The organism is Nitrobacter sp. MLSD-S21, from assembly GCF_058809865.1.
Genome location: NZ_JBXASZ010000004.1, coordinates 149,004 through 170,813 on the forward strand (window position 1 = coordinate 149,004; position 21,810 = coordinate 170,813).

Consider the following 21,810-nt stretch of genomic DNA (forward strand, 5'->3'; position numbering starts at 1 on the left):
ACTCCTCGAAAGATTTTTTTGGATGAGAGCAATGCGCATGGATGAGCTTCATGCCTTTTGCCGGGCGAAGCTAGATATCGGCGCTTCCTAGAGTACCCCATAACCGGATATCACACGGCTACGTCCGGGTTGGACTATTCCTTCTCTATAGATGCTCGGCAAGAAACCGATATGCCGCTTCTCGCATTTCCTGCGTGAACACATGACCGCCTGGCCAACATCGAAGCTCCAGCTTTCCTTTTGGAAATGCGGTTTTAGCATAGTCAAATGTCACGGTGGCTCCCCGAGACCATACATCGTCTGAAGTCGCCTGTATAAGTAGCGCGCGAGGAGAAACAAGCCGAACGATGTCTTCAACATCCCCAAATTGAAGCACACCCGGCAGACAAAATTCCATCTGAACGCCAATGTCGCGGACTAACGACTGCTTGTAGCTCACGCATCCGCAATTTGAGACCGATGCTCGAATGCGGTTATCGAGCGCTGGAGCCCAGATGGCCATTCTGCCACCATAAGAATGGCCTATGAATCCGATCCGGAGCGGATCAACCTCCGGCCGCGCCACTAAGAAATCCAGGGCTACGCTGACATCATGGAGGCATTTGGAGAGTAACGTTTTGCCTTGTACAAGACGCGTGGCGAGTTCGTAATACTCGGCATGTCCGGATGGATTGCTCCAATTCCGCTCTTCAAACGCCAAAGCATCGGGCGCGATGACGACATATCCTCGCTCTGCAAGTTCCGAAGCGTATGCTTGATTTGCATCGCCTTTCAGTCCGACAACTTCGCTCTTTCCCAAATGAAACTGACTCGCATGCTGATGATGCGCAAAGATTGCGGGTACACGGCGATTGATATGCTTGGGCACGAGCAAAAAGCATTTGACGCGTTCATCGGTCTCGACTGCGTATTCGACAGTCTCTCGCACGTAAACGCCACAATCGGCTGTTTCTAGAACAACAGCATCAAGCGGGCATCGTGTTGGAAAGGGGCCAAGAAGCCGCTTCAGGTCATCGCGATCCATGATCTCAAGCATCCGACCCAGCGCCCGCTTGTCAACAGCGTGCTCGGGGATCAGAACGGTTGCCTCTCCTCTACGTGCTGCACTGCAACACAAGTCTGATTCGGACCTAGCGCGATGGTGAGATTGAATTCGTCATGCGTACAATCGGACATTCCCCGGATGCTGAGTCAAGTTACCTGCTCAAATCATCTCGACGATCTTCCGTTGGGCATCTTGATCGGCATCTATGTATCTCTGTGTAACGCGCAGGCTCGTATGCCCCGCCAACATCTGCACATCCCTGAGTGATCCGCCCACAAGCGAAATCTTTCTCGCTGCATTGGTGATGAAGGTGCGTCGCCCGCTGTGGCTTGAACACCCGTCGAAACCGATCTGCTCGTACCATCGGGAAAACATGTTCACGATAGCCTGAGGGGAGGTCTGCTTCGACCGTTCAGTGCAGATGATCCGAGAATTTGAAGTTGGTTTCTGGATCTCGTGCCAGTCAATGAGGGTTGCCCCGAGCTGAGAGTTTATTGGAATCACCCGTCCGGACCGACCTTTGCTCACCTCGTCCTGTAGCGCGATCGTGTGGCCGACCTTGCCCTCTGCATCAGTCACCATACTCCAGGTGAGTAGGGCTATTTCACGGGCACGAAGTCCTGCCCGGATCGAGAGCAGGAATATCAGCTTGTTGCGGATGGGATGGCGGGTCTTTGCGAGAGAGCCCAGGACGGCTTCAACCTGGGCTTTCGTTAAGGGCTTGGCCTGCTTTCCGAGAGACATGACTTTGCTCCTGATCGATCTGTCAGGATGCAGAAACATATCAAGTCACGGGTAATCGTACAGGGTCGGTTGCCCGATAGCGTACACAGGCTCTCGCAAATCCTTCTAAAGCTCTGCGACGCAAAAGGAAGTGTTGAGCCCTAACGACTTGATTGCAGCGTCGTTCTTATGCAACTTAAATGAGATTCTGGCTAGCTGCGAGGCTTGAGTGACCGACGAAATTGAAACCGACATCCTTAATCTTGAGTTAGCGCGTCGTTGGTGCATTCAGCAAGGTGACGGTTGGAAGGTCCTCGATCAAGCAGGAAGGGGCGGCACTGCACCCGTGTTCTCAATTCAATCGCCCGATGGACGCAGAGCTCTAAAAATATACGATGAATTCTTTTCTACTGGCGCAAAAGGCGCTGTCGAGGAAAAGCGCGTCGCTCACCAAAAGCGTCTCGGAATGCATAACTGTCCGTATCTTGTCAAAATCTACGATGGCGGTCGATTTGAAGGCCGCCTTTTTGTTTTGATGAGTCGCGCACCCGGAAACGAACTAGAGAAAATTCTCCACACAGTACCACGAAACAAAATACGTCACATAGTCGATAGCATTGCGCGGGCATGCATTTTTCTCAGGAAGGAGAATCTCTGTCACAGAGACATTAAGTCTGCGAACATTTTCGTAAGTGATGATTACGAGCAGGTTACACTGTTGGACCTCTCGGTCATGCGCGACGTATTCGATCCAGTGGGTTTAGGAACCGACCACGGAGAGCAGCTTCCCATCGTTGCTACGGCTCGATACTCACCGCCAGACTATCTCTTCCGACTAATCGAACCTTCGATCGAACTCTGGCACGCGGTGGATATTTATCAGCTCGGCGCGCTTCTGTATGATCTAATAATGCGTGAACCACTGTTTGAGAAGGAGTTTAAGCGATCAAAGGAAAATAGATACCGTTTCGCTTGGGCTGTAGCCACGGTGACGCCAGAGATACGAGCGTCAGATGTCGATTTCGATTTAATACTGATTGCGCGCGCCGCTCTCGACAAAGACTGGAGAAGACGATCCCAATTGAAGCTCGAGGATTTTTTGTCTGATACCTCGCGCGTGCAGAGCAACGCGTTGAATGCGATTGGTTTCGTGCATGATGCATCGCAGGTAAGCGACGATGTTAATGAAGGTGCGAAACTACGTAGGATCGCAGAAGTGGCCAGCAATTTAGAAAGCGCCGTTACCGAGCATTTGAGGGAACACAAAATTACTGCGGAGCATGGTGTAGCTCATACGGACCTTGATCGCTCAAAGTCTGTCTATTTCCGATGGAGCACCGACAAAGCCGGTTCAACAGATGTAGCAAAATTCGAGTTTCGTATCCGTTTGACGCTCGTGAGCGCGCCTTCAGCCGATAGTTTTCAGGTCTCTACTGAACTCAGTGACGAAAACGGCAATATGGAAAGCCTGAGCCTTCCCGATATTGAAGAAGGCCCGAACGTAATTGAAATGCTATTAGATAGTGCCAAGGCCGCAATGCCTCGGCTTGCGACTTCAATCATTAAGGGACGCAAATGACGCTTTGGTGGGCACGCAAGGATCAATTAGACAAGCACCAAGTTGCGTTGATCGAGAATCTTCCTCTACGAAAATCTCAGCTTATACTTGGTCCGCCAGGATCTGGAAAAACAAATGTGCTCTTGAGAAGAGCTCAGTTCGTTCGTACTCAGAATATGCCCAATGTATTGGTGCTAACATTTACGCGGCCTCTCACGGAGTTTCTGAAGACAGGATGCGTTGATGCGCAGGGCAAAGAAATTTTCCCACTTGCGTGCGTATCGACGTTAGAGTCGTGGATACGAGATATGTATCGGCAACATAGTGCTTCGCTACCGCCGAAGACGAATGATCTGAATGAGTGGAAAAAAACGCTAGCTAGCGGAGCACTTGGCTTTTTTTCGCAAGGACGGTTGCCGCAGTATGACTCGTTATTTATCGACGAAGCGCAAGATTTGACGTGTGAGGAAGTCAAGCTTTTGGAGCAATGGGCCTCGGTGTTGTTTTGTGTCGGGGATGATCGGCAAAGGATCTACAACGGCGCCAGCGGGATTGATGAATTCGCAAACTTCAGCCAGCGCTAGGCGAGCACATACTACCCTTTCACTACCGGTTGGCTCCCGAAATCTGTCAAATGGCAGACCGCATAATGAAGGCTCAGGGTGGCACCAATCTAGCCACGACGCAGCATTATGTAGGACCGACGCCCAGTCGCATTGAGGCCGAGGGGCCGATACCGAGAGCGGACCAAATGAGGAGCGCAGCGGCTAAACTTCGCGATCAGATCAGAGTTTATGCGGACTTCATTAAAAGTGGGGATCGGCTTGGCGTGATTGTTCCGCGTAAACGGGATAGACAAGCATTATTCGAGTATATGGAAAACGATCGGAGTCTTGCCGGGAAGAGCCAAATCATTAGATCGCGATCTCTTGAGGATGGCTCGCTTTCCACCGAGTTTGACGGTTCTATTCCCATATGCATTTTGACGGTTGCGGGCTGTAAGGGGCTCGAATTTCGTGCAGTACATTGGCTATTTTGTGATGATCTCAGTTGGTATCACACCACTGAACATTACTATACCGTAGTCACCAGGGCGAAAACGAGCTTAGATCTCTATTACGAAACTTCGCTCCCTCAGGATCTGGCTCGCTCATATTTGCCGATTGAACCTAATCTCTGGTGACCTAATGTCAGTCGATGAATACAGCTTCTACAAGCCCAATGGTGAAGCCGAATTAGGCGATATTTTGGAGGGAAGAAGGGTCGGGCATGGATCGCCATGGCCCAGCCACGCCGATTTTCGTTCACAGGGCGTAATCTGTCGCGATAATCAAGATGGTAATGAGCCTCTGCGACCAGTTGCGATCGTTTTGCAACCTGAAGAATTTCGGCGGTTCTTTGGAAGATACTCACAGCTACGCAGTGATCTTTCGCCGATTTCAGCGTGGTGTCATGTGATAACGCCACGGGCGCTTGAGCGCCTGCAATCTGTTGAGCGATCGGCCGAGTTGAGTGGATTTGAAGCTGCTTGGACTGGATTGGTTGTGGCTGAGGCTCTCATGTTAGCGGAGCGCTCCATCTCGCAGATTAAGATCGCGGCATGTTTTTCAACGCATAGTTATGCCATTGCGCGCGCCACCGCGCTTTGGCCCAGCCTTCAGGTGGAAGAAATCCTAGAGCGATATGAACACGCCCAGGGTCTAGTACGCGGATCAACGTCAAAGCACATCCGCCTTCGGCAAAATTTGGCTCCCGTTTGGGATGTTTTATTGGAAACCTCGCGATCGAGACCGATCTCACATCGGAGCAAATTTTCAATTCTGGCAGAAAGTATTCGAGCGCTGGAATTTTCGCGCATCCATTCTGATCCAAATGAAAGTCATCATTTTGTAGAACCGCTGGAACATTTAGTTCCCTCCGCAAATGTATTTCGAAACCTTGGGAGGCTATCTCCAGAGCAAAGACTGCAACAGTTTGATAGGTTAGTTTTGCTCGCTGATGAGGTGGGGGATAACTCTATAGAACAGAATGCCGTTCTTATGTTGGCGGGATATCTAGCGACTGTGGCGGCGGGGGGATCGGCTAGCCTTTCTTTGGTGGAGGCCTCATCCAGGAGGTGGCCACAAATCACCGCATGGGCATATGTTCTCGGCAGCATTGGTGAGCGGGTTGTATGGACGTCTAGTTTTGATGGCCTCGGAAGACTCGTGGCTCGTGAACTACTCAGACCATTCAGGATCTCTGACCCACCTACCTGTGATTTTTCGCTGGACGAAGCAGAAGTTCTAGTTGATCCCCAACTCAGTGATCCGTTTGTTCATTTGCGGATCAAACAGTCTCGTGTCCTTACTGTGTCGGTTCTTCCGGGGGTAAATATTTCACTGCCACTAGCAAACGAAGCGAGTCATGAAGCTACCTCGACGGCGCCCGGTTATGGGAAAGTGGCACGCTTAATTCGCAACGAAGAGTTTGCTCAGCTCGCAGATTCTTTATGGCCCTATTTGCGCGAGCTTATGCAAGGCTCTTCTGGAAAAGGGCAGTATGGAAATGAACCTCGAACCAACAAGCCGCGAAATCAAAGGCGAGGTGGAACACAATCAAAGCTGCCGTTGAAATAGATGTCATCGAGAAAACTAAACAATCACTCATTTTAGCGTCTGAGTGTTGCTGGCTCCGCGCTTCCAGAACCTTCCTGTTCTAATTAAATAATGACAGAGCGGGATAGTTTTATCATAAGCCGTCAATTGGCTGGTATGACGACCAAAGAAAATATGGTGGCGGGTCAACCGCCTGCACGAACTGATGATAGAATGGACCAAGTATCATCTGTTTCTTTCCTTGAAGCGCGCGACCTGTGGCGCAAAGCATCCTTGGGTCAGGGCGGCGATGATCCGCCCGTGATTGCCGGAATGATTCGTCCAACCATGTCCGAAGGTGTCCAGAAGGCTTCACTTAGTCTGCGATCATTCTTCCCAGTCGGCGGCAAGGGGGGCGACGATTTCGCAGATGACGCCGGATGGCTCATAATTGATCCGGACATCGCCCATCAGTTCGAGTGCTAACACACGTTCGATCAATCGCGAACCGAATCCCTTTCGACTGGGTTGTGAGACCGCCGGGCCATCCTGCTCTTGCCAACAAAAGATAAGCCACGGGACGTCACGCTGCTCGATTTCCCACCTGATCGTGACTCTGCCAATCGGGACGGATAGTGCGCCATATTTGGCCGCGTTCGTCGCTAACTCGTGTAGTGCCAACGTCAACGCCAATGCGGATTTTGGCGAAAGCCGCAGATCGGACCCTTCGATCTGAAATCGCCGGCGTCCATGCACAGTGATGATCTGCGCAACGATATCCCTCAGTTCTGCGCTATCCCATTCCTCGCGGGTGATCAGATCATGACCTTTCGACAAGGCCAGCAAACGTGCCTCGAATTTGCGAAAGTCCTCGCTTTCACTCTCATGACCGCCAAAGCTTTGCCGTGCGATCGCGAGCACGGTCGACAGATTGTTCTTGAGCCGATGCTTCATCTCACGTAGCAAAGTGGAATTTAGACGTTCGGCCGCCTTGCGATCGGTGACATCGCGAGCAATCTTGGAAGCGCCGATGATATGGTTGTCACTGTTTCGGATCGGTGAAATCGTCAGGGATATATCGATCAGACTGCCGTCCTTTCGTCGACGAACCGTCTCAAAATGTTCAACACGCTCGCCCCTGCGAAGCCGCGCCAGGATGTCGGGTTCCTCCTTCTGCCGATCCTCCGGGATCAGGATCATGACGGGTTTGCCGACAATTTCTTCGGCTGAATAGCCGAACAATCGCTCTGCGCCGGCATTCCAGATCGTAATGATGCCATCGAGATTCTTGCTGATGATCGCATCGCCAGAGGACTCGACGATTGCGGCAAGATGCCCGCTCGCTAGCTCGGCTCGCTTTCGGTCGCTAATGTCCACTGCAACGCCAGGCATCCGCCAAGGCTTGCCAGTTTCGTCATAGAGACATTGGCCGTGCACTTCCAGCCAGTGGACCGTCCCGTCCGCTTTCAAGACGCGATATTCCAAAATGCATTTTTCGCCGGTCACAATCGCTTGCTGTATGGCATCGCTAACCTGGCCGACGTCATCCGGATGGATTCCCGCAAGATAATCGGCAAGCGGAGCACCGGCGGCACCCTTCTCAGGCGCTACCGAGAACATCGTCGCAAAGCGGGCATCCGAATAAACAGTACCCGTTCGAAGGTCGGTATCAAAGGTCCCGATCATGCCGGCCGCCTGCAGCGCGTAGGAAAGCCGTTCTTCCGCTTTCGCGAGCGCCCGGTCGGTAAGAACGCGCTGCGTCGTCTCCTCGACGATGCACAGAACACCGTCAATTCGGCCTGTCTCGTCGGATACTGGAGAGTATGAAATGTTGAAGTAAACGGTTTCGGGATAACCGTGCCGTTCGATCTCGAACGGTCGATCCTTTGCGGACACTGTTTCGCCCGTAAGAAGAACCCGTGTTAGCAACGGTTCAAGGTCGCTCCACAACTCCGTCCAGCTCTCTCGTGCCGGTCGCGCAAACGCCGTTGGGTGTTTGTTACCAATGGTCGGAGCATAGGCGTCGTTATATAACGCTAAGAACTCCGGGCCCCAAAACATCACGATCTGCGCCTTCGCGGGCAACATCAGCCCAATGGTGATTCTCAGATGCGCGGGCCACCCGGAAATCGGTCCCAAGCTGGTCTTTGAAAAGTCGAACGCACGAATAAGCGAACCTATCTCACCGCCGCGAAACGGAAATGCCTCGTTCTGTTTCTCGCCCGCTTCCGGGCTCGCATTGCGCATAGGGTGTGTCTCGAAGCGGCGATACTAGTCTGCCATTCGGATAATACGCTGAAGCCAGGTTCGAGGAAAAGCTCATTCCATGTGGACGAGATGCGAAACCCACCTTGGTTGTTCCGTTGCTCGCGAAGTTCGGAACATCCGAATGTTAAAGCGCGCTCAAATCACTCGGCACTTCGCCAAATGCTTTCAACAAACCGCATCTGCAAACTCACCGCTGGCAGGATCGCCTATACGGCTGAATGCCACCGCACCAATTTGTCCCTCAGCCCGCGCCATTCGCTCAGCACTTCGTATCGCTGCATTCGCACTTGTGCATTCGACAGCCTCGCGCTGCTCGGGGCCATTGTCGCCAGCACCAAAGGGCGGTGTCACGTAGTGGGTTACATCGGCCATGATCGTGTCATCTAAAATGACCGGCTGCCATGCAGGCAAACACGATCATTAGCGCCGCAACCCATCCGGCACGCTGAACGATCTTCCGATCACGCCACGGCAGACGATTGGACCGATCGTGGTTTGGTCTGGCTCGAGGCGTTGGATCGCGTGCCCCTCGCGGAAATCTTGCGGACGCTGATTGATCTTGGCTTGCAAGATCGCCTCGAGGATGCGCTCCGGTGGAGGCTGACTAAGATCCTCGGATCGCCGTTCACACCGCAACCGGCCAATCTGAAAACGCCCGCTCGCAAGATGGTGAAGCCGTCGACGGTATCAGAGGTTACGTGGAACGAAGTTATGGAAATGAAAAGGCCGATAGGCGGCAGGCTGATCGGCGGCGCCGAGCGAAAATTCGGGCGCAGGGGACGGCGGCGTAGCCTCTAAACGCAAACCCGCGCGAACGCTGAAGCTCGCGAAAAGGCCCGCTGGAGTTGGAGCCACAGCGGGCCAATTCGGGCTCGGGGATCACAACGGGCGGGGAATGATCGACCGTTCCCGCGGTTCAATACGATTGGATGAAAGTCGTTCCCGACAGTTGCGCTTTTGAGTCCACACTTGAACTGAGTTCGCTCCTACACATTATTACGCTATCTGCAAAACCATGCGGTTAGGACCCGTAGCAGGAGGTAGCGTCATGGAACAGCGTCGCCGCTTCAAACAAAAGCTGACTTTCTTCGAACGGTGCTCCGAAGAGGCCGAACGCCTCCGGAAAGAAGCTGAAAAGCTTCCGCACGGCCCAGAGCGAGATGAACTCGAGAGTAAGGCGCACCAAGCCGAAACGGCCGCTGGTATGGAACTCTGGCTGCGGTCGCCTGAGCTAAAGTCGCCGAAATAATGGTTCAATCGAACCAATGCGTGACTGTCTCGTTGTCGCGCATGGCACGCTATTTCCTCATTACCACAGTCATCGGCATGTTCCTTCTGGTCTCGCTACTTCTGGCCACGCTTTTTCATCTGCCAGCGGGTGAAGTGTCCGCGCTGAACGGCGACCAGTCCGTTTGTCGTTCGCCCACGTAGACCGCAATCACTTCGGCGATAAGAACGAAGCTAGCGGGCTACGATTGCTGCGCAGCTGTAGTTCATCCGGCCCACGACCCAGACACAGCCGCAGAGATGAGCGGGAGAAACTGACTTTACCGCTGCCCGCGGCGGCGTTCCTGCATCGCTGGCCGGCTGCTGCGTACATGACCGCGGTCGAGAGTTGGCGCGAGCTGCCCGGTGGCGAGATCGAGTTCACGATGAAGCGGCTGCGGAGCGCGGACTGAAGCGATCCATGAAACCCGCCGGTGGGGTGGATTTTCACCGGCGGGAGTCGATGGATCGAACGGAGGACACCGTCCGTCCAATGGTCAACCCTTGGAGTGAGGCGACGTTCCTAGTTCGATGCGCTCACCAAGAGGCCGGCAGCAATCCGAAAAACCTTGCCCAAGAAAGTTCAGGAGGCCGGAAATAGGAACCAGCTGCGATCAGGGGCTTATCTGACGGGACGGAATTCTGCGACGAGCAGGACAGTCACCGGAAAGGCCGCGCGGTTTAATGCCCGCGCGGCCCTTTCTTTTTAAGCGGCCACAGGAGGCAAACCATGGATCGGCCATCGGAAGAGCAGATAAGGGAGCGAGCCCATCAATTATGGGAGGCTGCAGGAAAGCCCGAAGGTCGCCACGAAGAGTTTTGGCAACAGGCAGAGCGCGAGCTTTGCGGGTCGGAAGACTTCGACAGCCCTGATCGACCGACATGAGTCCTATGACAGAGCGCCGCGAACTCTATCGAAGTCCGAATGGTGATTGCTGGTGTTTGGGGCGGGAGCCTGAGAATGGATACGCCGTTATCATTCATCAGCCCAACTCTCCCTCCGGCGGACGGTTGTCGCATATTGAGTTGGGAGAATTCCTCAGGAGTGGAAAAGGCCCTGAACAGCAGGCACTGCTCCGGGTGATTGGTACGCTCGTGGAAGTGCCGCCATTTTACAGCGCGGATTGAACTTCCATGTTCGGCTCACGTTGCCGAACATGGCACGGCAATGGACATCAACTGACGATCGAGAACTTGCCTTGTTGAAAGAAACTCGGAAGCCCACTTCTGTAATCGCCAAACTCTTCCGCACCACAGAGGCGTCTGTCAGTAGTCGGTGGTCCGTTCTGCGTCGATCTATGTCTTCGGCGGATCGCGACCCAAATCACCAGAAAGCCAGCTCTTCGCCGTCTCGTCCCGTAGCCAGTCGCAGTCGACGCACGTGAGAACACGCGGACCTTTGCCGCCTGGCGGCAATGCCATGGTCATTGGCTTCCGGCAGATAGGACAGTTGGTTGTTTTGAGGAGTTGGCCCATCAGACAGAAAACCATGGCAGAGCGCCAAAGTCGAGCCATGTTTTGTCCAAAGCTTCCACCTCTGCGGGTCGTTGGTGTTTGGCGCCGTCTGAACAATCACGTCGACGGCGCGCTTACTTGCAAACTCAACCCCGCTCCGGCGGGGTTTTCTATTCCGGGAGCTAGAGGCTCTTTCGACCTTGCTAATCGATCGATTCGGCCGCCTCGTCGGCCTGGCTTGGGCGCCTGCGACCGACGTCACCTATTGACGTTTACGATCGCGCCGGTGCGCGCATCCACATCTACTTCCATATAGCTTCCGGCAACGTCATAGCCCTCGACCTGCCACTCGTTGCCCCATTTGTTCGTGTTTGACACGGAAACCAGTCCGATACCGTTGGCGATATCGACTGCCGCCTGAAGCGGCAGTGGTCCCGCCTGGGTGTAGCTCTCGGTCACCGGTTCCTGAACGTAGCCGACGTCGGCTGCCGACGCGGGAACAGTGAATCCGATCATGGCTAAGGCGGCGGCGGGAAACAGATTTTTTCGCATGATCGTTCTCCAAGCGCGTTCAGACATTAGACGTTGTTGACACATCTCAGCAAAACGCATGTGGCGGAAGACCGTTCCGCATTCATCGCTTCAACCGGGTCGAGGGGGGCCGGTCTGCTCGGACAGTTCTGCTTCTGATCCGCAAAAAGGCCCGCCGGGATGGGTATCGCGGCGGGTCTAATCGAAACGGTGATCATACGTCAGGCATGAGCCCGTTCCTCCGACCCAATGCGCGGAGCAGAAGGCGTTCCTATCGCTTCGCCTTCAGCGCGCGCTCCGGTGGGGTTTTCTTGGAGTTACGCTCCAAAGATCGCTTCGGAGGGGTTTTCTGGCCCACTCGGCAATGCCTTATCGACGATCGCCAGGATTATCTCTAAATCGCGCTTCATGACGGCGGTGTCCTCACTCTTTATGGCAACACGGGCCAGTGTTCGGATATCCACCAAGGCTTCCCTGGGATCGAGGGAAGGCTCTTTATCCCCCTGTCGAGAGGGGACTTCCTGCCCACGCGCCTTTATCAGTGTTCGGATGTGAGACAAGTTCTTACGCTTGTTCATCAAACCCTCCTTTTGTCGCGGCGACGTCTGGGGCGACGGCGTCGACCAACTCAGATGTAAATGGCGACGAAGACGACCGTCCCCAAATGCAGAAACGGCAGATGAACCACTAGCGACCGTATCGGTCATGGCCATCGTTCGAATGGGGTCTTTAACGCTTCGGTGCCCTGCATCCCGCGGCTTCGGCTTCTTTCTCAGAACAAAACCATCTGTGATCCGGCTTAGCCATGTTCATGTCCGCATACCAGCGATCACCCACGATGTGATAGATGCATTCGCCGTCGTGCACGCCGGCCTTAATGGTGCATGCCGGATCGGGAGCTTCCTGTGACGACATTCCTTCCAGCAAGAGCTTTTGAGCAGTCGCGGGCACTGAGACGGAGCCGAGAATGACGGTCTGTTTGCTCCGGGATCGCCAGTCCCATGGGGCAATAAACGCGCCAGACCAAAGTCCGGCGTGTATCTCGCGGGACCATGATTCATCAGCGACATAGCGGTTGGAATCCCTAACGGATGCGAGTGCCCATCCGTGCTGGACCATCCACTGATTGATGTCATGGCCGGCGATGGAGCAAAAAGCGAGCGAACGATCATAGCTTTCCTTGCCAGATACTTCGCAGGACCACGGCCGGTTGTTGGAGAAGTCCGAGAGAGCATCACGCGCGGCGATGCCACATGCCCATTTCTTACCTTCGGCATCCAGACACAGTTGGTCCGATTCTGGGGCATCGATACTCTGCAGCCGGATCTTTTTCTCTCCAATATCAACGGTATCGCCGTCGATAATGCGCGGCTCGCCTGAGATGGTCTCAGCGTGAGCTACGAGGCCGGCTAAACAGAGCAATCCAACAAAAGTAGTGGCGGCGACAGTGCGTGAGAGGGTGAACATTGGTACCGCCTGGGTAGGTGCGTTTCTCACTCTCTTGTAGCCTTAAATATCATGGCTGTATCGTTATGAAGAAGCTTTTGCTGTTCGCGGTTGTCCCACTTGATGACGGAGCGGCCACTGCTATGGCGGTCGGAACCGTCAACACTCCGGCCGCGCTGCAAAAGGCGAGGCCGGCGCCCCACAGCGTCATGTCGAGCGTTTTCTCGCAGATGCTGACGTGTTTTTCCTCCCAGAAGTGGCGAAGTCCATCTGCGATCGAAAGCGCCTTCGCGATCGGCTCTCCGTCTCGCTTCGCATTCGCAGCCAGGAATTCTTCGACGCGATGCTTCAGATTGCTGAATTCGTCGATTTCAGAATTTGAACCGCTCTCGCGCAGCAAGCTTGATCTTCAACTCGATTGCGGTGAGCAGCGCCACAGCGGTGAGCTGCGCCTGAATCTGGTTGCCTAAGACCGTCCGGATGATGACGTCCGCGTGGGGACCACGTGACCGTCAATGTGCGCCCCGTCGGGTTTCTCGACCAAAATGGCTTGGCCGTCTTCCGTTAAGAGCCGCGCGCCGTTTTCGTTGGCGAGATTAACCCAAGCATCGCTTGCCGATTCCTCGCCACCGGCCATTGCTCTAACGGCTGCGCCAGGAATGTCGATTTGCTTGTCTTCCTTTTCCAGCCAGTCATGTCCAGCTGGAGTCAGGCTGTGAACGACGACGCGATCTGCTCTGCCGCCCGCTCTATGAACAAGTGCGTGGATCAGCTTTTGTTGCTCTGCCAAGCCCAGATGGTCGACCACATCTTGGGGGTCTTCATCATCGATCGTCAGGTCATGCGGCCCGCCCGATGGTAAGGCCTCGACCTTTAGAAGGATACGGCGCAGCAAGTCTCGATTCCAACGCATCAACGCCCTCCGTCAAATTATCGACCGTTACCATCATAGCAACGCGCCCTTGACCGCAAATCCGCGCGGCGATGCTGACGGCTGGAAGTGGTGGCGAAGGGCCGCCGGGCCGTGCTGCCCTATTCGATAATGGCTTTGCCAACATAATGCCTACACGAGGCATTTCCGGATTGCGGTGATATGAGTTTAAGTTATTGATTTTGTTGGTGAGCGCGGAGGGACTCGAACCCTCGACCCCATGATTAAAAAGCCAGGTGCGGGCCAGTTACAAGCACGGGCGCGATGTTAAAACGGGCTGGGTTTGATCCAAGCATGGAGAACCCAATGCCAGTCCTGAAGTCCCTTTCCTTCACCGCAATGCCCAAGTCCGCCAGTGATCCGGTCCATATCCGGAGGGCTAAATTCATTGAAAAGCTGGAGGAGCAGAAGCTTCTTCTTCAAGATCCCGGATATGTCCGTACTGTCCAGAGGATGGCTGAGGTGGACGGCCAGAAGCAGGCGGTCGTCCGTAGGCAGAGGGTCCGGCCATGGTGGAAGATGGATTCCACCGGCCAGATCATCATGTCTGTCAAGTTCGGTGCCAAGCCCATCGAGTTTGAGAAGGGCAAGGCCGGAATCGCCGTCCCGTCGAAGGACAAGCTGCCGACGGTGATCAACACCCTGATCGAAGCCGTTCGCGCGGGCGAAATGGATGATCTCTTCGCAAATGCCAGCAAGTCGCGACCTGCCGTCGGGAAGAAGTAGAGCCCACCTGATAAACCGGGAGGCTCAATCACTCCCGGTTTCTGGGCTTCTGGAACGTCCAAATCCTTGAGAAGGTATTTCTCCATTCTTCAGACCCCGGACGTTCTGGTGTGTCCTGAAGAGGGATGAGTTGAGCCAAAGGATCTTCGGATGATCAGTCACCGGGAATCCTGTGAGCCGGTGAATCCTGTGCAGCGCGGATTTCAACGCAGGAATCTAGCGCTTACGGCCACGCCTCGGCGGACGTTGTAATAGGTCAGCTGGCTCGACACCAAGAGCGTCGCTGAGCTTGACCATGATTTCCAGCCCCACCCACGTATCGCCCTTTTCCACTTTGCTCATGTACGTCCGATTGACCTCAGCCTCATAGGCGAGCTCTTCCTGAGAAATCCCTTTCTCATGCCTGATCCGGCGCAGGTTGGCGGCAAAGACTTGGCGATAGTCCATACGGACAGCCAACCGCCGTGTCCGCTATAAACCCACCGCTTTAAACAGACATTATTTTCTGATAGGCCAGTTACTCATTCTGGGACCGAGGGTAGAATCTCGTCTGTGATGAGATGAAGGGAGGCTGAAATGCAAATTGACAAACTGTCGGCACTCGTTCTGGCCGGAGCACTGATCTTGTGGTTTCCGGGATATCGCTGGACGGATAAGGGAGCCATCTGGACGATGACGGCCTTGATCATCGTTGCGGGCGCCTACTTGGTGATGTGGGAGAAGCAGCGTTGGCGGAAATGACTAACTCTTCCGATCAGCCAGCGGAGCGGCCGACCTCGTTTGTCAGCCAGCGCGGGTTGGCGCTCACCGTCTACATCCTCTACCTCATCGGCTACATGAACGGCGTCACGGCGCTGGTCGGGGTCATCATTGCGCACGTCAAGGCACCGTCGTCCGACGAGGTCCTGCGAAGCCACTACCGGTTTCAGATTCGGACCTTCTGGATCGGGCTTCTGTATCTCGTCGTCGGTTGGCCCCTTGCCTACGTCTTGATCGGCATCCCGGTGCTGGTCTGGTGGCTCATTTGGAGCATCATCCGCATCATCAAGGGAATGGTCGTCTTGAACGATGGCAGGCCGATTAAATCCTGGTTATTCGGTTGAGAGATCCCTTTAGAAGAGCGTGAGGCGTCCGAACTTCGATGGGCGGTTCAATCGAAGGCACCCGCCGACGCGGCATGCGGATCACGTAGTTTAACGCGTGCCGATGCAATTTTCCGGCCGCACCATCGAAAACGTCTCATTCCTCAAATCGCAACACGCAAGGCGACAAGCGGAAGTCCCATAGAAAAATAGAGGCTCTTCATGACCCAGAAAGTTCTGATCTTTTCTGCCGCAGTTGTCGCCGTTGGCCTATCGGCTGCTGTTTTGAGTGGCGCCTTCACCACGTCGCCGCAAGCCATGTGCTCGGCAAGGGACGTTGAGGGGACACTACATCGGGAGTGGGTCGACATGTTGTCTAACACCACTTTCGCCAGCATACTTGGACTTCCGAAAGATGCTGTCATTGGTCTGACGGAAGCTGAAATACAGAGTGATCCAGCCTATAAAGAAGCTTACGCGCAACTTCTGGAAGTGCAACGGGCTAAGACAATCGACCAGGTCAGGGCTAAGGAAATTCGTCAGGAGATGCTGCGAATTAAACAACGCGTCATTGACGAGTATAAGGCCAACCACCCGACGCCTAAGGCACCGCCGACAGAAGTCAGGTTCGTTTCAGACCCGGTCGCCCTCGAATTTGATCCCAATATTGAGCGGGTCACTTGCACTCGGCAGTTGGCCACCAACAATCAGTTCATAAACCTCATTCTCGGGGCCGACGGAGAAAACGGCGTGACAACGAGATACAGCGTTCAGCCGGGAACGGATGGGGGATATATGGTCTCGATCTTGGACAACCGCTGAGCTTCGTTACTTTCAGAAGTCAAATTTCGAGACGCACAAGTGCGGGAATCACGGCTCGGGTTTAAGTGGTCCGTGGGAGATCGCTATGGGTGACCATCGACGACCGAGGACATACATTGCGCCGTGACGGTTCGGAATGCAGTGCGTCGAAGGATCGATTTCAGACTGACAAAGACGCTGGCGCTATTTCTCCGGTGAGCGACCTTTCACGCGCCCGATCACATGTTCGTCTCCGTGAATTCTGGCTGGCGGTGTCTAAACATATGAAAGCCCGATGGCTCCCCTTGACGTTACGATACTGTTGATCGGAGCTGAGTGCCTCATTTGGTGTGAATCATCGGCTTCCATTTGCCGTCTCTGATCGCCAACATCACTTGCTCGCAATCAGCCTCGGCGCGGCGACCGTGTCCCAGTAGCCGACGACGGAGACGCCGATGATGATAGTCACATTGAATATTTGATGATGGGTAAAGCGCAGCTTGCTTCTCCTGAAAGCGTAGCACGGCCTATCCAAAGCGTCTGCCCGATCGCCGGCGTGCCGGACAGGTTGGTGGTGAATGAGGTGATTGCCGCCGCGAGCGCGGTGATCGCGTAGAACGCCACGCCGACCAGGCTATGAAGTCATGCCGAATTGCACGGCGCACGGAATCGAACTCATGTTACCCGTTGCCTGCATGAAGGATTGGACGGGCGGCGAACCCTCAGGCCCGTCCTTGCTCTCACGCGTGCGTGAGCGTACGCCTAGCTCGGTTGCTGTTCCTAACCATGCACAGCATGGTATTGGACTGCATTCCCTCGGAGGTTGAACATGAGTAGCGTAAGGCAAGGCTGGGTTATCGGAGGCGCGGTCGTCGTGCTGCTGGCCCTCTTTTCCTCCTTTTACAACGGAACGGGCACGCATTACCGGCCTGCCGGGACTGCCGTAGCGCAATCTGAGTGAGTTGAACTGGTTTCGCAAAAACGAAGCCGCCAGACCCTTCACAGGCGATGGCGGCTTCCTCTGCTCTTAGCTCTGTTTCTACGGCAGAATGTCGCTCTTTCCCGGCTTGGCGTACTTGATGTTCTCGTCGCCGCCCTTCTTTATCTTCTCGGCCAATTCCTTATCCGCTTCCTCGGTCAGCTGTTCCATAGTCTTGCCGAGCGTCTTCGTCGGGTCCTGCTTCGGCTCGCCCGCAGGGGGGAAGTTCGTGCTGCTGTCGTTGCCCATATGAAAGTCCTTTCGTTAGGGATGCGAGGACAACGGGTGCCTTCTGGAAGGGTTCCTCCGTGCAGCGGTTTTGCTCAACACGATTTCCGGGATGCATTCACGCGCCGTGCGCGACCAAGCCGCCGTTTCTAAGAGGCTAACAATTCATAGCGGCGCGACTGCGATCTTGATGCGGGGCTTCTGCTGGTCGTCGGCGAGCGCGACGGTCACCTGCCGTATCTGGCTGTTGTCATATGCGATGCTGTTGAGCGCGTCGCAGCTCAATTTGTGGAGATTATCCCAGTTCGCGCGGGGTGCTGCGTTGATTTCGGCTCGCCCGAGAGTAGGCGGTCTTCACCGATTAAGTGCAGCACCCGAATGGGCGAAGGGAGGGCTTCTGCGGTTAATCGGCGCCCTGTGCACTTCCTCGCCTTCGAGGTTGGTGGCGGAGATCGCGTAGTCCTTGCCTCTGAGCTCCGGCCGGTCCTTGTAGAGCTCGGACGCCATCCTGTCAGCTTCGTCCGCCGCGGCGATGTCATCCGCGAGATCGCGGCCGCCTTCGTCGGCAAGCGTGCATCCGTCTATGAGATCGAAATGGTAGTGCGCCATACGCCGCTAACGCTGAAGCGGCAGCAGCGTTCCAACAGAAACAAGGCCGCGCGGGCCTGTAGGTGTTTATGTCAATTCTGCTTGCGCTTCTCGTGAACCCTGCGGCTGTATCGGATGCGGTCGGCCTCCTTGCGGAGTACCGGCATGTCCCGCTCCAGATTTCCCTTCGCGCGCTCGGCGTCGAGGTCGGAGAGCGTGCAGTCGAGCCTGATGATGAAGTTCTCAAGCCGCTTGATGTACGCGTGGGTGATGCGGCTTGCTCCCGCTTCTCTTCCGAGAAGGCGCGAAGGTAGTCCGTCGCCTTAGAAGCATGCTCGCAGCCGATAGCATCGCTCGGCTGTCCTGCCTGAACGAATGAAAGCACAATGGCTTCTCTTATGACTTCACGATCCTCTTGAACTGGGATTCTCACTTGCCATGATTCATCGGCTTCCATTTGCCGTCTCTGATCGCCAACATCACTTGTGCCTGCGGCAATAGAATCGGATTTGTCTTGCTGGCTGCAGATGCTTCGACCTCGTCCCAGTCAATCAGAACTGTGCCGTCGTCTTTTACTTCATAAAGCGCAGTGTCGTTCAGAGGTTGGATGACTTTGACTGTCTTGATGGATTTTGGCTCTTGGGCTGAGGTAGTTGTCGCGTAAGCGAGCGCAGCCATCAGAACGATGCGGTGTAACATTTTTCCTCCCACCAAGGCAGCTTGAGCCTTCCAGACTACGCATTCGATGGAGCGGCAGATTTTCCATCCATACCGATGCAAGTTCCGGCCACGTCAAAAATGTCTCGATACCGCAAGCGTAGCGCTCAAACCCACAAGCAGAAGGCCCGAGAATCTAGGACGCTCTCGGACAGACCATATTGCCAGTAGAATGATCAACAGGCCCCGATTGGGGCCGAATGCCCGCATAACCGTGCCCGCTTGGGCAAGAACTCCTGTGACACCACTTTCGTTATCAGACATCCCGCAAAGTCCCTCGTCATCCTGCATGGGAATATAATCCCATAAAAATCCGGCAGGATTACGAGGTGTATATTCCTAACACCATCGCTTGTTTCAAGCGGACTAGCGAACCTGGCTAAGTTCTGAATTATTTGTCTCCGTATTCCACGGCAAAACGCTTATCGTTTCCCGGATGATCTGTAATTTGCTCCTCGTATTTGAGCGGGTCGTCATCACGTGGATAGACGACACGCACCGCATTGTTTCGAAAGCCCACCGCGAAATACCGCCTTGCAGTCTTACCCTCATTCAGACGTTTCTTCAGATGGGATATCACGTCTTCGGAATCGGGTTGCTGCTCAAGAAACTCGATCGTTCGTTGAAGTTTTGGCCTATCGCCCAAAGTCGCCACGCTAATCGTTAGCACAAGGTTTTTCAGCCGTGAGGCGATCTGCGCTCGCAGCTTGTAGAGCTCAGCGCCGGAGGGCCCCTGCAGACGCTCTAGGAGATGCGTGAGCCCGGCCCTGCTTTGACGCAAGCTTGAAGCGCGCAATGCTAAAGCATCACGGACTCGTTTTTTCTCGATCAGCTTAGTGTCACATTCATTGTCGCGTTGCTGCAATTCCTTAAGCTTGGCGGATACGAACTCCACAGCGCTGCCAGCGTCCAGCAGCGCGTATGTTTTCTCCATCGACGCCTTGATGTCGGCTAGCTGCCCCTCTAGCGAAGAGATCTCTGATTCGATCAGTTTACGTTGGGTCGCCTCGGCATCCTGATCGATCAAGCTCTCCAGATCGAGCTCAGAAACAAAGGCAAAAAACGAAGTCTCAAAGTCTTGGTAACGCCATCGCACGGCTTCACAGCCGAGGTGGCGTCGAGCGTTATCACAGACTAGGTAAGTACCACCTTTGGGCGTAGCTCCCTTGTTTTCGAACGACATCGAATAGTTGCAGTGAGCACAGTTAGCCAGCCCTGAAAAAAGATTCGTATAGGTCGGACCCTTCCGTCCAGCCCCCGCGCCACCACTGCTTCGCAGACTTTTGGCAGCTTGCGCCTGGAAATACGTCTCGCTGTCCATGATCGCAGGGTAGTAGTTTGGTATCGGGTCGCCGTCTGGAACGCGCTTCCCGTCCACTTTTCTGTGTGGTTGGAATTCGCCAAGCACCGCACGATTCGCTAAGGTTTTAGCGATGTAGGACTGATGCCAGCCGCTCTTACCTACGAACGCTGGTATACGGTCCTGGTTGAGGCGCTTCGCAACGGAATACATTCCGACGCCGGCGATTGTTTCCTCGAAAATGCGATGGACGATGTCGACCCTAGCCGGAATTATCTCATAGGCCTTTCGATCGGACGATAGGCGAAGCCACGCGGGGCACCGCTGAGTCATAGGTGTGCCTTCAGCAGCCTTGAGACGCTTATGATTCCAAGCTGCTCCAACCCGCTGACTCTTCTTAAGCGACTCCTCGTGTGCGGTGCTCATGATGACGAGCGATATGACGAGGTCTCCGAGATTTGTCTCGCCAGCGCGATACACTCGACCATCAGTTAATGTGACGAGATTGATCCCAGCTTGAATAATCCGAAGGAAAACTCCTTGTGCAGCGAGGACGTGCTCCCGACTAATTCGGTCTAGAGACTCGACAATGAGATATGATCCTCGCGCGACGGCACCCTGTTCGACTGCTTCCAGGAACCGGCCGAGGGCACCTTCTCTGAGGTTGGCCCCCTTGAACGCTGATATGCCGATGTCTTCAAGTTGAGCGTCGTCAGCGAGATCCAGCCCATTCCGATCTGCGTATTCTCGGGACGCCTCAAGCTGACGTCGACGACTATCCCCCTTCAATTGAAGGTCAGTCGACATCCGAAGATAAGAATATGCTTTCGAGTTCAAACGGTTGGGCTACATTCGAAGAGGACTTCTTCGGATACCACAGGTCCGGTTAATTGTACACATTATCAGCAGATGATGTCCGCCGGCGGCTGCGATCTCGAGCGCACGCTTGGCGCTCTCCTGCCCTTTGATGTCGCGAAGATCAAGAGCGCTACCTTGGGTTTCACGAATCCGGGGCTGCGGGCGAGACAGAACCTGAGTTCCCTTGAAATGATTTGCGATCTGAATGAGCGAACTGGCGGCGACGATCTGGATGTCGGGGCTCGCCCAGGCTGCCTCAGCGCCGCAGGCTGCGGGGCAGATCAGCCCTTCATCGCGCGCATTCGCACCGATCGCAGCGGGTAGAACCCCCGCCACCGCCGCAATCGATCCGTCGAGGCCGAGTTCGCCGAGTACCGTAAACCCCGACAACGCGTCGGAGGGAATCGCTCCGATCGCCGCCATCAGGCCGAGCGCAATAGGGAGATCGTAGTGACTGCCTTCCTTGGGCAGATCGGCCGGAGCCAGGTTGACGGTGATTCGTCTCGCCGGCAGCGCAAGACCTGAAGCGATCAGGGCCGCCCGCACCCGCTCCCGGGCCTCGGACACGGCTTTGTCCGGCAAGCCCACAATGTTGAAGGCGGGCAGGCCGGGAGCGACCTGCACCTGCACGTCGACCGCGCGCGCCTCGATCCCTTCAAATGCGACGGTGGATACCCGCTGAACCATGGCCGCCCCCTTTGCCACGGCGAAGCTAGCTTACAACTCCCCGAT

Annotated in this window: 26 protein-coding genes and 1 pseudogene; 11 read left to right on the forward strand and 16 right to left on the reverse strand. The window is 54.9% G+C overall.

All coding sequences use genetic code 11. The annotated features are described in order from the left end of the window. Nucleotides 1-145 precede the first annotated feature (145 nt). The gene (locus AC1RT6_RS13925) at nt 146-1,036 is read right to left on the reverse strand and encodes a dienelactone hydrolase family protein (RefSeq protein ID WP_493029508.1); all 891 of its coding nucleotides are present in this window, start codon (nt 1,034-1,036) and stop codon (nt 146-148) included. A 168-nt stretch (nt 1,037-1,204) separates the two neighbouring features. Then, nucleotides 1,205-1,789, reverse strand: a complete 585-nt coding sequence (locus tag AC1RT6_RS13930) for a tyrosine-type recombinase/integrase (protein WP_472791071.1) — start codon at nt 1,787-1,789, stop codon at nt 1,205-1,207. Nucleotides 1,790-1,997: 208 nt separating this feature from the next. Here AC1RT6_RS13930 and AC1RT6_RS13935 point away from each other — a divergent pair, with 208 nt between their 5' ends. From AC1RT6_RS13935 to AC1RT6_RS13945, 3 genes are all read left to right on the forward strand, one after another. Beyond that, nucleotides 1,998-3,347 (forward strand): protein kinase domain-containing protein, encoded by a 1,350-nt coding sequence (locus tag AC1RT6_RS13935; RefSeq protein WP_472791070.1) that lies wholly within the window; start codon nt 1,998-2,000, stop codon nt 3,345-3,347. Further along, entirely contained in the window at nt 3,344-3,910 is a 567-nt protein-coding gene (locus AC1RT6_RS13940; protein WP_472791069.1) for a UvrD-helicase domain-containing protein, read from the forward strand. The genes AC1RT6_RS13935 and AC1RT6_RS13940 overlap by 4 nt, the downstream gene beginning before the upstream one ends. A 603-nt stretch (nt 3,911-4,513) precedes the next feature. Next, a complete protein-coding gene (locus AC1RT6_RS13945) occupies nt 4,514-5,944 on the forward strand; it encodes a hypothetical protein (protein ID WP_472791068.1) in 1,431 nt (476 codons plus the stop codon). A 345-nt stretch (nt 5,945-6,289) separates the two neighbouring features. Here the strand turns inward: AC1RT6_RS13945 and AC1RT6_RS13950 are convergent, their stop codons facing one another. Beyond that, nucleotides 6,290-8,149, reverse strand: coding sequence for a PAS domain-containing sensor histidine kinase (locus AC1RT6_RS13950; protein WP_472791067.1), 1,860 nt, complete (start codon nt 8,147-8,149; stop codon nt 6,290-6,292). A gap of 186 nt (nt 8,150-8,335) precedes the next feature. Next, nucleotides 8,336-8,542, reverse strand: a complete 207-nt coding sequence (locus AC1RT6_RS13955; protein WP_472791066.1) for a hypothetical protein — start codon at nt 8,540-8,542, stop codon at nt 8,336-8,338. 1,624 nt (nt 8,543-10,166) lie between these two features. Here AC1RT6_RS13955 and AC1RT6_RS13960 point away from each other — a divergent pair. Beyond that, complete coding sequence (locus AC1RT6_RS13960) at nt 10,167-10,322, forward strand: DUF2934 domain-containing protein (RefSeq protein WP_472791064.1); 156 nt, start codon at nt 10,167-10,169, stop codon at nt 10,320-10,322. A gap of 827 nt (nt 10,323-11,149) precedes the next feature. Here AC1RT6_RS13960 and AC1RT6_RS13965 read toward each other — a convergent pair. From AC1RT6_RS13965 to AC1RT6_RS13985, 5 genes are all read right to left on the reverse strand, one after another. Further along, nucleotides 11,150-11,443, reverse strand: a complete 294-nt coding sequence (locus AC1RT6_RS13965) for a PepSY domain-containing protein (RefSeq protein WP_079445190.1) — start codon at nt 11,441-11,443, stop codon at nt 11,150-11,152. Between the two features lie 296 nt (nt 11,444-11,739). Beyond that, nucleotides 11,740-12,000: a hypothetical protein gene (locus AC1RT6_RS13970; RefSeq protein WP_079445191.1), complete on the reverse strand. Its 261-nt coding sequence runs from the start codon at nt 11,998-12,000 to the stop codon at nt 11,740-11,742. A 151-nt stretch (nt 12,001-12,151) separates the two neighbouring features. Further along, a complete protein-coding gene (locus tag AC1RT6_RS13975) occupies nt 12,152-12,889 on the reverse strand; it encodes a thermonuclease family protein (protein ID WP_079445192.1) in 738 nt (245 codons plus the stop codon). A 49-nt stretch (nt 12,890-12,938) separates the two neighbouring features. Continuing rightward, a complete protein-coding gene (locus tag AC1RT6_RS13980) occupies nt 12,939-13,268 on the reverse strand; it encodes a hypothetical protein (RefSeq protein WP_139372801.1) in 330 nt (109 codons plus the stop codon). 66 nt (nt 13,269-13,334) lie between these two features. Further along, nucleotides 13,335-13,781, reverse strand: coding sequence for a DUF2513 domain-containing protein (locus tag AC1RT6_RS13985; RefSeq protein ID WP_493029509.1), 447 nt, complete (start codon nt 13,779-13,781; stop codon nt 13,335-13,337). 324 nt (nt 13,782-14,105) lie between these two features. On the opposite strand from AC1RT6_RS13985, the gene AC1RT6_RS13990 reads away from it, so the two are divergent. Beyond that, on the forward strand, nt 14,106-14,525 hold the full coding sequence (locus tag AC1RT6_RS13990) for a DUF6641 family protein (RefSeq protein ID WP_173815866.1): 420 nt from the start codon (nt 14,106-14,108) through the stop codon (nt 14,523-14,525). Between the two features lie 216 nt (nt 14,526-14,741). Here the strand turns inward: AC1RT6_RS13990 and AC1RT6_RS13995 are convergent, their stop codons facing one another. Further along, nucleotides 14,742-14,972 carry a helix-turn-helix domain-containing protein gene (locus AC1RT6_RS13995; protein WP_079445195.1) on the reverse strand — a complete coding sequence of 77 codons (231 nt, stop codon included), beginning with the start codon at nt 14,970-14,972 and terminating at the stop codon, nt 14,742-14,744. A gap of 129 nt (nt 14,973-15,101) precedes the next feature. On the opposite strand from AC1RT6_RS13995, the gene AC1RT6_RS14000 reads away from it, so the two are divergent. The 5 genes from AC1RT6_RS14000 to AC1RT6_RS14020 all read left to right on the forward strand — a co-directional run bounded on the left by AC1RT6_RS14000 (nt 15,102) and on the right by AC1RT6_RS14020 (nt 17,369). Continuing rightward, nucleotides 15,102-15,266, forward strand: coding sequence for a hypothetical protein (locus AC1RT6_RS14000; protein ID WP_158081477.1), 165 nt, complete (start codon nt 15,102-15,104; stop codon nt 15,264-15,266). After that, complete coding sequence (locus tag AC1RT6_RS14005) at nt 15,254-15,628, forward strand: DUF4870 family protein (RefSeq protein WP_472791062.1); 375 nt, start codon at nt 15,254-15,256, stop codon at nt 15,626-15,628. Before AC1RT6_RS14000 ends, AC1RT6_RS14005 begins: the two co-directional genes overlap by 13 nt. 201 nt (nt 15,629-15,829) lie before the next feature. After that, nucleotides 15,830-16,429: a hypothetical protein gene (locus tag AC1RT6_RS14010; RefSeq protein WP_079445196.1), complete on the forward strand. Its 600-nt coding sequence runs from the start codon at nt 15,830-15,832 to the stop codon at nt 16,427-16,429. 463 nt (nt 16,430-16,892) lie between these two features. Next, on the forward strand, nt 16,893-17,024 hold the full coding sequence (locus tag AC1RT6_RS14015; RefSeq protein WP_274533921.1) for a hypothetical protein: 132 nt from the start codon (nt 16,893-16,895) through the stop codon (nt 17,022-17,024). Between the two features lie 213 nt (nt 17,025-17,237). Further along, on the forward strand, nt 17,238-17,369 hold the full coding sequence (locus AC1RT6_RS14020) for a hypothetical protein (RefSeq protein WP_274533922.1): 132 nt from the start codon (nt 17,238-17,240) through the stop codon (nt 17,367-17,369). 78 nt (nt 17,370-17,447) lie between these two features. Here AC1RT6_RS14020 and AC1RT6_RS14025 read toward each other — a convergent pair whose 3' ends face one another. The 3 genes from AC1RT6_RS14025 to AC1RT6_RS14035 form a co-directional block, all read right to left on the reverse strand. After that, nucleotides 17,448-17,636, reverse strand: coding sequence for a hypothetical protein (locus AC1RT6_RS14025; protein ID WP_079445197.1), 189 nt, complete (start codon nt 17,634-17,636; stop codon nt 17,448-17,450). A gap of 144 nt (nt 17,637-17,780) precedes the next feature. Further along, a complete protein-coding gene (locus AC1RT6_RS14030; RefSeq protein WP_079445198.1) occupies nt 17,781-17,942 on the reverse strand; it encodes a RusA family crossover junction endodeoxyribonuclease in 162 nt (53 codons plus the stop codon). 27 nt (nt 17,943-17,969) lie between these two features. Then, a complete protein-coding gene (locus tag AC1RT6_RS14035) occupies nt 17,970-18,224 on the reverse strand; it encodes a DUF6894 family protein (protein ID WP_079445199.1) in 255 nt (84 codons plus the stop codon). 68 nt (nt 18,225-18,292) lie between these two features. Here AC1RT6_RS14035 and AC1RT6_RS14040 point away from each other — a divergent pair, with 68 nt between their 5' ends. After that, complete coding sequence (locus AC1RT6_RS14040) at nt 18,293-18,517, forward strand: hypothetical protein (protein WP_079445200.1); 225 nt, start codon at nt 18,293-18,295, stop codon at nt 18,515-18,517. Nucleotides 18,518-18,632: 115 nt separating this feature from the next. Here the strand turns inward: AC1RT6_RS14040 and AC1RT6_RS14045 are convergent, their stop codons facing one another. From AC1RT6_RS14045 to AC1RT6_RS14055, 3 genes and pseudogenes are all read right to left on the reverse strand, one after another. Continuing rightward, on the reverse strand, nt 18,633-18,902 hold the full coding sequence (locus AC1RT6_RS14045; RefSeq protein ID WP_079445201.1) for a hypothetical protein: 270 nt from the start codon (nt 18,900-18,902) through the stop codon (nt 18,633-18,635). 409 nt (nt 18,903-19,311) lie between these two features. Further along, complete coding sequence (locus AC1RT6_RS14050; RefSeq protein WP_087881079.1) at nt 19,312-21,057, reverse strand: recombinase family protein; 1,746 nt, start codon at nt 21,055-21,057, stop codon at nt 19,312-19,314. Nucleotides 21,058-21,117: 60 nt separating this feature from the next. After that, a pseudogene (locus tag AC1RT6_RS14055) lies at nt 21,118-21,765 on the reverse strand (magnesium chelatase domain-containing protein); the annotation flags it as partial. Nucleotides 21,766-21,810 lie beyond the last annotated feature (45 nt).